The following is an 11,927-nucleotide window of genomic DNA, read 5'->3' as shown; positions in this document are numbered from 1 at the left end:
GGCAAAGCTGACCACGGCGGCATGGGCAACACACTGCAAGGGGCCGCGCGTTGAACCAGCTTCGGCTAGCCGCCACCTTGGCGGAACGCGATGCTCTCAGGTATACCCCGGCCGGCGTGCCCGTCGTGAACTGCATCTTGCAGTACAGCGGCGAGGCGGTCGAGGCGGATACGCCGAGGCAGGTCGAGTTTGCCATTGCAGCGATGGGGATCGGGCCGGTCGGCCAGCGCCTGGAGCGGTTGCCGCTCGGCACGCTGCTCGACTGCGAAGGATTCCTGACCCGCAAGCACCGCAACAGCAAGGCCCTCGTCTTTCACATCACCGGATGTAAAGCATTCGTAAAGGATTGAATCATGGCATTCATCAAACGTGACAACAAGAACAAGAAGCGCTTCCAGCAACAGAACCCGCTGTTCAAGCGCAAGCGCTTCTGCCGCTTCACCGTGGCTGGCGTGGAACAGATCGACTACAAGGATCTGGACACCCTGAAGGACTTCATCGGCGACAACGGCAAGATCACGCCGGCTCGCCTGACCGGTACCAAGGCTCACTATCAGCGTCAGCTGGATACGGCCATCAAGCGCGCCCGCTTCCTGGCGCTGATGCCGTACACCGACCTGCACAAGAACTGATAGTCCAGGCCATAGGTCCGTAAAGGAGAGAACACGATGCAAATTATTCTGCTGGAAAAAGTGATCAACCTGGGCAACCTGGGTGACATCGTCAAGGTGAAGGATGGTTACGCCCGTAACTTCCTGATCCCGAGCAAGAAGGCCCGCCGCGCCACGCAAACCGCGATCCAAGAGTTCGAGGTGAAGCGCGCCGAACTGGAAAAGGCTGCTGCCGAGAAGCTGGCCGCTGCGCAAGCTGAAGGCGAGAAGCTGAACGGCCAGACCGTCCAGATCAGCCAGAAGTCGGGTGTGGACGGCCGCCTGTTCGGTTCCGTGACCAATGCCGACATCGCCATTGCCCTGGGCACCCAAGGCTTCAAGGTCGAGAAGGCTCAGGTTCGCCTGCCGAACGGCCCGCTGAAGACCGTTGGCGAGCACCCGGTCGCTGTTGCCCTGCACACCGACGTGGTGGTCGACGTGACCGTCGCCGTCGTGGGCGAGCAAGTCTAAGCAAGACCTTGCGTGGCCGGCCTGTCCGGCAAGCGCAACAAGAAAGGCAGGAGCATGGCTCCTGCCTTTTTTCTTTGTCTGCGGCATCCGCGCCGCGTCACCTCCGTTTTCGCTGCACACGTTCTGGTGTCAAGGCCTGATGCCGAATTGTTGCCGCTCATTTGTCAGGCGGGTAGCGTCCGCCCGCCGGTATAATCCCACCCCATGAACGCGCCCGTCGCCGACCCCCAACTCGACAGTCTCAAAGTACCCCCGCATTCGATCGAGGCCGAGCAATCGGTACTCGGTGGTCTGTTGCTGGACAATGCCGCCTGGGACCGTATTGCCGATTTCATCTCCGAAGCGGACTTCTACCGCTTTGACCACCGGATGATCTTCCAGAGCATTGCGAAGCTGATCTCCGCCACCAAGCCGGCGGACGTGATCACGGTCTTCGAGATGCTGCAGGTGGCCGGCAAGGCCGAGGAAGTCGGTGGCCTTGCGTACCTGAACTCGCTCGCGCAGAACACGCCTAGCGCCGCCAATATCCGGCGCTACGCGGAAATCGTGCGCGAGCGGGCGGTGCTGCGCAAGCTGGTGACGGTGGCGGATGACATCGCTTCGTCGGCATTTGCGCCACAGGGCCGTGAAGTCCGCGAACTGCTGGACGCAGCAGAATCCAAGGTCTTCGCGATTGCCGAAGAGGGCTCGCGCGGCCAGAAGGGTTTCCAGGAAATCCAGCCGCTGCTGACGCAGGTGGTCGAGCGTATCGACGAGCTGTACCACCGCGATTCGACTACCGACGTGACCGGCGTGCCGACCGGCTTCATCGACCTCGATAAGATGACCAGCGGCATGCAGCCCGGTGATCTGGTCATCGTGGCAGGCCGCCCGTCGATGGGCAAGACGGCCTTCTCGCTGAATATCGGCGAACACGTGGCCGTGGAACAGGGCCTTCCGGTCGCGGTGTTCTCGATGGAAATGGCGGGCACCCAGCTGGCCATGCGTATGCTGGGTTCGGTCGGTCGCCTGGACCAGCACCGCCTGCGTACCGGCCGGCTGCTCGACGAAGACTGGCCGCGCCTGACGCATGCGATCCAGCGCATGAACGACGCCCAGCTCTTCATCGACGAGACGCCCGCGCTGAATCCGATGGAACTGCGTGCGCGCTCGCGCCGGCTGGCACGCCAGTGCGGGCAGCTCGGCCTGATCATCATCGATTACCTGCAGCTGATGTCGGGCTCCGGTGGCGGTGAGAACCGGGCGACCGAAATCTCGGAGATTTCCCGTTCGCTGAAGGGCCTGGCCAAGGAACTGAACTGCCCGGTGATCGCGCTGTCGCAGCTGAACCGAAGCCTGGAGCAGCGCCCGAACAAGCGCCCGGTGATGTCCGACCTGCGTGAATCCGGCGCTATCGAACAGGATGCCGACGTGATCCTGTTCATTTACCGCGACGAAGTCTACAACCAGGATTCGCAGGACAAGGGCACGGCCGAAATCATTATCGGCAAGCAGCGTAACGGTCCGATCGGCACGGTGCGCCTGACCTTCCTGGGCCAGTTCACCAAGTTCGATAACTTCAGTGGCGGTCCTGCCTTCTTCGACAACGACAACTGAAGTCAAGCCTGCCTGCGAGCAAGCGTCTCGTTTGCGACATATGGGCGGGCATTGCAGCAACAACCCTGTAAAATATTGCGCTTTGATGACGGGGGCTCAAAAAGCTGCCGTCGCGCGACGCATTGCGCATCCTCCAGCAACAAACCAAGCGGCGCCATGGCGCTGCGACAAGGAACATTCCATGTTCGGCCGATTCATGCCCACTGAGGGCAAGTTCTTCGAATACTTTAACCAGCATGCCGACTGCGCGGTGACTGCCGCCCATGAACTGCAGACACTGGTCAATGACTTGCCCAATGCCGAGGCGCATGCCCGCCGGGTCCAGGCCACAGAAAAGAAGGCCGACCGGATCACGCACGACACCATCGACCTGCTGCACAAGACCTTCATCACGCCACTGGACCGCGACGAGATCCACAAGCTCATCACGACCATGGACGACATCCTGGACCTGATGGAAGACGTGGCGGAAACGATTTCGCTGTACGACGTGACCAGCCTGACCGATGAGGCGCTGCGCCTGGCCGCCATCTGCGTGCAGTGCTGCGACCAGGTCAAGATCGCCGTGGGCCTGCTCGAGGACATGGGCAATGCGAGCACCATCCTGAAGACTGCCCAGCAGATCGACCAGCTTGAATCGGAAGCCGACCGCGTGATGCGCTCGGCCATGTCAAAGCTGTTCCGCGACGAGACCGATGTCAAGCGCCTGATCAAGCTGAAGGCCATCTACGAACAGCTCGAAACGATTACCGACAAGTGCGAGGACGTGGCCAACATCATTGAAGGCATCGTCCTGGAAAACGCCTGAAGCGGAATCGGCAATGCATACCATTCAAATGAGCCTGTGGGTGATCGGCCTGCTGGTGGCGCTCGCACTGCTGTTCGATTTTATGAACGGCTTTCACGATGCAGCCAACTCGATCGCCACGGTGGTGTCTACGGGCGTGCTCAAGCCGCACCATGCGGTGGCCATGGCGGCAATGTGCAACGTCGTCGCGATCTTCATCTTCCACCTGAAGGTGGCAGCCACCGTCGGTACCGGCACCGTAGACGTCAATATCGTTGACCACTACGTGATTTTCGGTGCGCTGGTCGGGGCCATCGCGTGGAACGCGATCACGTGGTACTACGGTATTCCTTCGTCGTCGTCGCATGCGCTGATCGGCGGTTTGGTCGGGGCTGCGGTGGCCAAGGCTGGCACCGGTGCACTGGTGGGCAACGGCCTGCTGAAGACCGTTGCCTTTATCGTGATCTCGCCGCTGCTGGGTCTCATCCTCGGCTCGCTGATGATGGTGATCGTGGGCTGGACCTTCTTCCGTACGCCGCCGTCGCGCGTGGACCGCTGGTTCCGCCGGCTGCAGCTTGCGTCGGCGTCGCTGTACAGCCTGGGCCACGGCGGCAATGACGCGCAGAAGACCATCGGTATCATCTGGATGCTGCTGATCGCCAGCGGCCATGTCGCGGCGGGCGGCGAACCGCCGGTGTGGGTGATCGTGAGCTGCTACGTGGCGATTGGCATGGGCACGCTGTTCGGCGGCTGGCGCATCGTGCGGACGATGGGGCAGAAGATCACCAAGCTGAAGCCCGTCGGCGGCTTCTGTGCCGAAACCGGTGGCGCGATGACGCTGTTCCTGGCATCGGCGCTGGGTGTGCCTGTGTCGACCACCCACACGATTACCGGCGCGATCGTCGGTGTGGGCTCCGCGCAGAAGATGTCGGCGGTCCGCTGGGGCGTCGCTGGCAACATCGTATGGGCCTGGGTGCTGACCATTCCGGCCTCCGCGTTCATGTCCGCGATAGCGTGGTGGGTTGGCCGCCACATCCTGTAAGGCTGGGTGGATATCCGCGTATGAAGAAAAGCCAGGCACTCGCCTGGCTTTTTTGTCGTTCTGGAAGTCGCTATTTATTGGCGAAAGCCGCGATCGGATCGTCGTCGACAGCCGGGACGGGGTCAGGTGGCGCAGCGGGGGGCACTGGTGTCGGGACAGGACTGGCGGGCTGAACCGGCAGCGGCTGGTTGACGGCCGCCACCACGCGGCGCGCGCCGTTGTATCGCGATGCCCAGTATGGCTTGCCCATGTCCTCGAGCCGCACCGTGCCGCCAGTGGACGGCGCGTGCACGAATCGGTTCTGGCCGACGTAGATGCCGACATGGGAATTGGCACGCCCTGTTGTATTGAAGAAGACGAGGTCGCCTGAAGCTACCTCGCTTCGGTCCAGCGCCGAGCCGCGCGTGCCCATGGCTTCGGTGGTGCGCGGCAGGTTGACGTCGGCGGCGCGCGCAACCACGTATCGCACCAGGCCACTGCAGTCGAAGCCGCTGTCCGGCGTATTGCCACCGTAGCGGTATGGCGTGCCGACCAGCGACATGGCCTGGATCGAAATTTCTTCCAGTCCCGCACTCGGATCGATCATCGGCTTGCCCGGGGTGCGGGGCAGACTGGCGTGGCGGGTCGGCGCGCCGGCGCACGCCACGAGCAGCAGCGCGGCGGCACATACCAGCGGCAGCCGTGCCCCGGCAGGAACCGCGGGCAGGCGCAGCCGGATGGCGCGAAGAACAGGGGAACGGCGCGAAGGCATCCTTGCTGGGTCGGTCGCCAGCCTTGACCCGGATCCTTTCGCTACCAGCGCAACTGTGCGTCGCGGCTGCCGGTGCCGATCTTGATGGTCTTGGTCTGGCCCTTGTAACTGGCCTCGATATTGTAGCTGCCTTCTGGCGCACGTATGAGGCAGCGTGGGCCGGCGGCGCGGAACGTGGCAATTTCCTGCTCGTCGCGCAACAGGCGCACGGCGACGTCAGACAGGAATTCGCCGTTGCTGCCCTGCGTGAACAGAATGCCCATATTGAAATTCTTTTCCAGGTCGGCCAGTGCCTTGCGTTCGTCTTCGGCGATGCCGCCGCAGACATAGCTTACCGGGCCCATGGTGCGGATCACCATTTCGTCGGCGGCGTGTGCGGGCCGCCATGCGGTGCTCAGCGCCATCCCCGCGGAGGCCAGTGCAGCCAATGCCAGCATGCGCTTGCGGTCCTGCAGGCGCAGCGTAGCCGGGACGCGCGGTTGCTGAGGGGTCATCGACGCCTCCTGTCGGGCAATCTCACAGCGAACGGGACAAGCGCCCGCGGCCCGTGGGCCGGGGAGCGAACCATGTCCGCCGGCCGGGCCACGAGGGCCGGCCGGCGGCAAGCCTTACAGTACGTCGCCAGCGTGATCGGCCAGGCGCGAGCGCTCGCCGCGCGCCAGCGTGATATGGCCGCTGTGGCTCCAGCCCTTGAAGCGGTCCACCACGTAGGTCAGGCCCGACGAACCTTCGGTCAGGTACGGCGTATCGATCTGCGCGATATTGCCCAGGCAGATGATCTTGGTGCCCGGGCCCGCGCGCGTGACCAGCGTCTTCATCTGCTTCGGCGTCAGGTTCTGCGCTTCATCGATGATGACGAACTTGTTGACGAAGGTGCGGCCGCGCATGAAGTTCATGCTCTTGACCTTGATACGCGAGCGGATCAGCTCCTGCGTGGCAGCGCGGCCCCATTCGCCCGCGCTGTCGTCGCTCTTCTGCAGGACTTCGAGGTTGTCGTCAAAGGCGCCCATCCACGGCTGCATCTTCTCTTCCTCGGTGCCGGGCAGGAAGCCGATGTCCTCGCCGACCGGCACGGTGGCGCGGGTGACGATGATCTCGTTGTACAGCTTCTGGTCCAACACCTGCTCCAGGCCCGCGGCCAGGGCCAACAGCGTCTTGCCGGTGCCGGCCTGGCCAAGCAGCGTGACGAAGTCGATGTCCGGGTTCATCAGCAGGTTCAGCGCGAAGTTCTGCTCCCGGTTCCGGGCCGTCACGCTCCACACATTGTTCTTGTGGTGCGTGTAGTCCTTGAGCGTTTGCAGCAGCGCGGTCTTGCCGTTGATTTCCTTGACCTGCGCGTAGAGCGGCAGGCTGCCGTCAACCGGCTCCAGGTAGACGAACTGGTTGACCAGGAAGGAGGGCACGAGCGGGCCGGTCAGGCGATAGAACATCGCGCCAGTCTTCGGGTCCTGCCAGCTTTCCACGCCCTTGCCGTGCTTGGCCCAGAAGTCGCTGGGCAGCTGCATCACGCCTGCGTAGAGCAGGTCCTTGTCTTCGAGAACCTGGTCGTTGTAGTAGTCCTCGGCCGGCAGCCCCAAGGCACGCGCCTTGATGCGCATGTTGATGTCTTTCGACACCAGCACGACCTCGCGCTCGGGGTACTGCTGCTGCAGCGCGCTGACCACGCCCAGGATCTGGTTGTCGGCCTTGCCTTGCGGCAGGCCTTCGGGCAGCTTGATGTCGTTGAGCTTGGTCTGGAAAAACAGCTTGCCCTGCGCGTCGCGGTTGCCGAGCTTGGCCAGCGGCAGGCCGTCATCGAGCCCGCCGCCGGTGCCGCTCACGAGCGAATCGAGCGTGCGGCTGACCGTGCGCGCATTGCGCGCAACTTCGCTCATGCCCTTCTTGTGGTTGTCGAGCTCTTCGAGCGTCATCATCGGCAGATAGACGTCGTGCTCTTCAAAGCGGAACAGCGAGCTCGGGTCGTGCATCAGCACGTTGGTGTCGAGCACGAACAGCTTGCTCGGACCTTCGGTCTTGCGTGCGCGGCGCGTCGGGCCGGCGGCCGGTTTGACCAGGCTGACCGGAGGTGTGGCGGCGGGCGTTGCGGGAATGTCTTGCGTGGGTGTCGAACGGGCGCGGGTGCCACCGGCAGCGCGCGCCTTGACGGCAGGCGCCTGTGTTTCGCCGGTTTCCAGCAATGCCACGCGTTCGAGCGCCGGCACAGGTTTTTTCCCCTGTGCGACGGCTTTGGCCTTGGGCACCGCAGTGACCGGAGCGAACTCGCTCGGATCCAGCAATTGGGCAGGCTTGGCGGGCATGGTAGGCAGCGGCATGCTTGGCTTTCCTTTCAGGGGGACAAGATGGGGGCGGAACTATCCGTGTGGCAACTCGCAAGGAGAATGCCAGCGGCCACCGGGGCATGCACGCGCGAGGCACCCGGGGCATCGGATAAACAAAAAAGCCGCCAGCCCTGCGGTACAGGTTTGGCGGCTTGCTTGCGGACCTGCGACACGGCAGATCCGCTACCGGCCTGCGGCGCGAACCGCCTGGGCCAGGAAGTCGAATCAGCGTGGCATCCGGAATCTGAACTCATTACGACCCAATGTATCCGAAGGTTTTCGGTTTGGCAATTGCCAGTCACGCGGGGTATGCGTGGTGTCGCAGCAATGCCAATCGGCTCGCGTTGCCGGAGGCCACGCGGATGGTGTTTCAGAGACCGCGCACGATCTCCAGCACCTCGTCCACGTGGTTGGGTACCTTGATGCCGCGCAGCTCGTGGCGCAGGATGCCCTTGCCGTCGACGATGAAAGTACTGCGTTCGACGCCGCGGTGTTCCTTGCCATATAGCTTTTTCATCTTCATGACATCGAAGAGATTGCACACGGCCTCGTCGGGATCCGAGATCAGTTCGAACGGCAGTTCGAGTTTCGCCTTGAAGTTCTCGTGCGAGCGCAGGCTGTCACGCGAGATGCCGAACACGGTCACGCCGGCCTTGATGAAGTCGTCGTACTGGTCGCGGAAGTTCATGGCCTCGGTCGTGCAGCCGGGGGTGTTGTCCTTCGGGTAGAAGTACAGCACCACGGTCTTGCCGCGGTGCTCGGACAGGCGGAAGGTACCGCCGTCACCAGTGACCGGTGCGCTGAAGTCGGGCACTGCCTTGTTGAGACTGACTGTCATTATTATGGCTCCAGGGGAGGGGCGGTGTCGGAGACGCTGCGAGAGTGTGGGCACAGGGGGCACGGGTAGCGCGCCTGCGTCACGGAAGGGGCAGATTGGGGCGTGCAGCCGAACTTCAAGCGTGGCGTCGCCTTAACTTTCCCTGGCGGCCAATGACGGCTCAGTTGTCCGTGGCTTCCGGCTCCAGCAGCAGCACGGCCGCCACCTTGCGCCCTTCCGCCATCAGGATATTGTAAGTGCGGCATGCGGCCTGCATGTCCATGGCGTCGACTCCGACATGCTTGCGCGCGAGCGACGCGGTCAGGCGCGGGTGTGGAAAGCGCAGCTTCGAACCCGTGCCCAGCAGCACGACTTCGGGCCCGAGTTCGGCCAGCGTCTCAAAGTGGGCGGGCTCGAGGTCTTCGAAGCGTTGTACCGGCCAGGGACGGACTTCACCCTCCGGCAGTACCAGGACTGAGTGCGTGTGACGTATCAGGTTGATTTCAATGTAGTCTGGCCCGTAGGCCGTGACGGTATTGAGCGACTGTGGCTGGTCAGCGTGGAGTTTCAATTTGGGCCCCGGAGGCGGCCTGGCTGGCGCAGCGGTGCCTTCCGCGGGGCGGATGGCCGGCAGCGCGGGCAGGCAGCGGGTTGGCGGCAGGCTGCAGGCGCGGGCGGCGGGTATCCCCGAGGCACGCTGCAATGCAAGAATTGCTGCCGAAGTCTGTCATAATCCGATAAATTATAGCTTTTGCCTCCGTGTCTGCCACTTTCGCGGCGTGACTGCGTTGCATCGCAGCGGACGGCGCCCCCGAGACACTCCATCCGGATTCCCATGTTCGCTGCCGCCGACGCGGCAGTTTTCGCCTCCGCCGATATCGCCGTGAAACCCATCCAGAAATCCAACAAACTCAATAACGTTTGCTACGACATCCGCGGCCCGGTGCTGGAAAAGGCCAAGCAGATGGAGGAAGAGGGGCACAAGATCATCAAGCTGAATATCGGCAACCTGGCCGTATTCGGTTTCGATGCCCCGGAGGAAATCCAGCAGGACATGATGCGCAACCTGCCGAATTCGGCGGGCTATTCGGATTCCAAGGGCATTTTCGCCGCGCGCAAGGCGATCATGCATTACACGCAGCAGAAAAATATCCAGGGCGTCGGCCTGGAAGACATCTACGTGGGCAATGGCGCCTCGGAACTGATCGTGATGGCGGTCAACGCGCTGCTCAACAGCGGCGACGAGGTTCTGGTGCCGGCGCCGGACTATCCGCTGTGGACTGCGGCAGTGAGCCTGTCGGGTGGCACGCCGGTGCACTATATCTGCGACGAGTCCAACGAGTGGATGCCTGATCCGGCCGATATCCGTGCCCGCATCACGCCGCACACCAAGGCCATCGTCATCATCAACCCGAACAACCCGACCGGCGCGCTGTATTCGGACGAACTGCTGCTCGAGATCGTCGCGATCGCGCGCGAGCACGGGCTGATCATCTTCGCCGACGAGATCTACGACAAGGTCCTGTACGACGGCAATGTCCACACCTCGATCGCCTCGCTGTCGACCGACGTGCTGACGGTGACCTTCAACGGCCTGTCCAAGAACTACCGCTCGTGCGGCTACCGTGCCGGATGGATGGTGGTGTCGGGCGACAAGCGTCCGGCGCTCGACTATATCGAGGGCCTGAACATGCTGTCCTCGATGCGTCTGTGCGCGAACGTGCCGGGGCAGTGGGCCATCCAGACCGCGCTGGGCGGCTACCAGAGCATCAACGACCTGGTTGCCGAAGGCGGCCGCCTGCGTCGCCAACGCGACCTGGCCTATGAGCTGATCACCGCGATTCCGGGCGTGAGCTGCGTCAAGCCCAAGGCCGCGCTGTACCTGTTCCCGAAGCTGGACCTGTCGATGTACCCGGTGCAGGACGACCAGGAGTTCATTTACGAACTGCTGCAGGAGTCCAAGGTGCTGCTGGTACAGGGCTCCGGCTTCAACTGGGACAAGCCGGACCACTTCCGAATCGTATTCCTGCCGCATGAGGAGGATCTGCGCGAGGCGATCAATCGCATTGCGCGCTTCCTGGAGGCGTATCGAAAACGCCACGGCAAGGTGGCTGCCTGATCAGGTGGCCGCTGCAACTTATCCTTAGCAACCTAGAGTCAGATCGTCCATGAACCCCATCAAAGTTGGCCTGCTCGGCATCGGTACCGTCGGTAGCGGCACGTTTAACGTGCTCAAGCGCAACCAGGAAGAAATTCGCCGCCGCGCTGGCCGCGGCATCGAGATCGCTGTGGTGGCGGATCTCAACACCGAGCGCGCACGCGAGCTGACCAACGGCGAAGTCGAAATTGTCAACGACGCCAACCTGGTGGTGGCGCGCCCGGACATCGACATCGTGGTCGAGCTGATCGGCGGCTACGGCATCGCGCGTGAGCTGGTGCTGAAGGCCATCGAGAACGGCAAGCACGTGGTCACCGCCAACAAGGCGCTGCTGGCCGTGCACGGCAACGAGATCTTTGAAGCCGCACGCAGGAAGGGCGTGATCGTCGCGTTCGAGGCCGCAGTGGCCGGTGGCATCCCCATCATCAAGGCACTCCGCGAAGGCCTGACCGCGAACCGCATCCAGTGGATCGCCGGCATCATCAACGGCACCACGAACTTCATCCTGTCCGAGATGCGCGACAAGGGCCTGGATTTCAACACGGTCCTGAAGGAAGCTCAGCAACTCGGCTATGCCGAGGCCGATCCGACCTTCGACATCGAAGGTGTCGACGCCGCGCACAAGGTCACGCTGATGAGCGCCATCGCGTTCGGCATGCCGGTGCAGTTCGAAAAGGCCCATGTGGAAGGCATCACCAAGCTGGCCGCGACCGACATCAAGTACGCCGAGGAACTGGGCTACCGCATCAAGCTGCTGGGCATCACGCGCCGCCGTGACGATGGCGTGGAACTGCGCGTGCATCCGACGCTGGTGCCAGCCTCGCGCCTGATCGCCAACGTGGAAGGCGCGATGAACGCGGTGCTGGTGCAGGGCGACGCCGTGGGCGCCACGCTGTACTACGGCAAGGGCGCCGGCGCCGAGCCGACCGCCTCGGCCGTGATTGCGGATCTGGTGGACGTGACCCGCCTGCACACCGCCGACCCGAATCACCGCGTCCCGCACCTGGCGTTCCAGCCGGACGAGCTGTCGAACGTGCCGGTGCTGCCGATCGAGGAAATCAACAGCGCCTACTACCTGCGCATGCGCGTGTCCGACGAGACCGGCGTGCTGGCCGAGATCACGCGCATCCTGGCCGAGGGGGGCATCTCCATCGACGCGATGCTGCAGAAGGAATCGCGCGAGGGCGAGCCGCAGACCGACATCATCATCCTGACCCACGTGACGCGCGAGAAGCATGTCAATGCCGCCATTGCGAAGATCGAGTCGCTGCCGACTGTGCTGTCGCCGGTCACGCGCCTGCGCATGGAAGAACTGAACTGATCGGCAGGATATTCCG

At 63.2% G+C, this 11,927-nt stretch carries 13 protein-coding genes; 8 read left to right on the top strand and 5 right to left on the bottom strand.

The annotated features are described in order from the left end of the window. The first annotated feature begins 50 nt into the window (after positions 1-50). The 6 genes from priB (at position 51) to K2O51_RS22770 (ending at position 4,546) form a co-directional block, all read left to right on the top strand. Positions 51-350: a primosomal replication protein N gene (gene priB / locus K2O51_RS22795; RefSeq protein WP_011298167.1), complete on the top strand. Its 300-nt coding sequence runs from the start codon at positions 51-53 to the stop codon at positions 348-350. 3 nt (positions 351-353) lie between these two features. Further along, complete coding sequence (rpsR, locus tag K2O51_RS22790; protein WP_011298166.1) at positions 354-632, top strand: 30S ribosomal protein S18; 279 nt, start codon at positions 354-356, stop codon at positions 630-632. Between the two features lie 36 nt (positions 633-668). Next, positions 669-1,121 carry a 50S ribosomal protein L9 gene (gene rplI / locus K2O51_RS22785; RefSeq protein WP_011298165.1) on the top strand — a complete coding sequence of 151 codons (453 nt, stop codon included), beginning with the start codon at positions 669-671 and terminating at the stop codon, positions 1,119-1,121. 204 nt (positions 1,122-1,325) lie between these two features. Then, a complete protein-coding gene (locus tag K2O51_RS22780) occupies positions 1,326-2,717 on the top strand; it encodes a replicative DNA helicase (protein WP_011298164.1) in 1,392 nt (463 codons plus the stop codon). A 181-nt stretch (positions 2,718-2,898) separates the two neighbouring features. Then, positions 2,899-3,525 (top strand): DUF47 domain-containing protein, encoded by a 627-nt coding sequence (locus K2O51_RS22775; RefSeq protein ID WP_011298163.1) that lies wholly within the window; start codon positions 2,899-2,901, stop codon positions 3,523-3,525. A gap of 13 nt (positions 3,526-3,538) precedes the next feature. Beyond that, the gene (locus tag K2O51_RS22770) at positions 3,539-4,546 is read left to right on the top strand and encodes an inorganic phosphate transporter (RefSeq protein ID WP_011298162.1); all 1,008 of its coding nucleotides are present in this window, start codon (positions 3,539-3,541) and stop codon (positions 4,544-4,546) included. A gap of 70 nt (positions 4,547-4,616) precedes the next feature. Here K2O51_RS22770 and K2O51_RS22765 read toward each other — a convergent pair whose 3' ends face one another. From K2O51_RS22765 to K2O51_RS22745, 5 genes are all read right to left on the bottom strand, one after another. Beyond that, the gene (locus K2O51_RS22765) at positions 4,617-5,297 is read right to left on the bottom strand and encodes a C40 family peptidase (protein ID WP_011298161.1); all 681 of its coding nucleotides are present in this window, start codon (positions 5,295-5,297) and stop codon (positions 4,617-4,619) included. Between the two features lie 41 nt (positions 5,298-5,338). Continuing rightward, positions 5,339-5,791, bottom strand: a complete 453-nt coding sequence (locus K2O51_RS22760) for a hypothetical protein (protein ID WP_140950863.1) — start codon at positions 5,789-5,791, stop codon at positions 5,339-5,341. A 114-nt stretch (positions 5,792-5,905) separates the two neighbouring features. Further along, a complete protein-coding gene (locus tag K2O51_RS22755; protein ID WP_140950864.1) occupies positions 5,906-7,609 on the bottom strand; it encodes a PhoH family protein in 1,704 nt (567 codons plus the stop codon). A 376-nt stretch (positions 7,610-7,985) separates the two neighbouring features. After that, on the bottom strand, positions 7,986-8,453 hold the full coding sequence (locus K2O51_RS22750) for a peroxiredoxin (protein ID WP_011298158.1): 468 nt from the start codon (positions 8,451-8,453) through the stop codon (positions 7,986-7,988). 160 nt (positions 8,454-8,613) lie between these two features. Next, positions 8,614-9,003, bottom strand: coding sequence for an Mth938-like domain-containing protein (locus tag K2O51_RS22745; protein WP_011298157.1), 390 nt, complete (start codon positions 9,001-9,003; stop codon positions 8,614-8,616). A 312-nt stretch (positions 9,004-9,315) separates the two neighbouring features. Between K2O51_RS22745 and K2O51_RS22740 the strand changes: the two genes are divergently transcribed. Then, the gene (locus K2O51_RS22740; protein ID WP_041679980.1) at positions 9,316-10,551 is read left to right on the top strand and encodes a pyridoxal phosphate-dependent aminotransferase; all 1,236 of its coding nucleotides are present in this window, start codon (positions 9,316-9,318) and stop codon (positions 10,549-10,551) included. Positions 10,552-10,600: 49 nt separating this feature from the next. Then, positions 10,601-11,911: a homoserine dehydrogenase gene (locus tag K2O51_RS22735; RefSeq protein WP_011298155.1), complete on the top strand. Its 1,311-nt coding sequence runs from the start codon at positions 10,601-10,603 to the stop codon at positions 11,909-11,911. Positions 11,912-11,927 lie beyond the last annotated feature (16 nt).

The sequence above is a fragment of the Cupriavidus pinatubonensis genome (assembly GCF_019602855.1).
GTDB classification, from domain to species: Bacteria; Pseudomonadota; Gammaproteobacteria; order Burkholderiales; family Burkholderiaceae; genus Cupriavidus; species Cupriavidus pinatubonensis.
The sequence above is the reverse complement of the archived record's forward strand: the minus strand, read 5'-3'. Positions and strand labels throughout refer to the sequence as shown.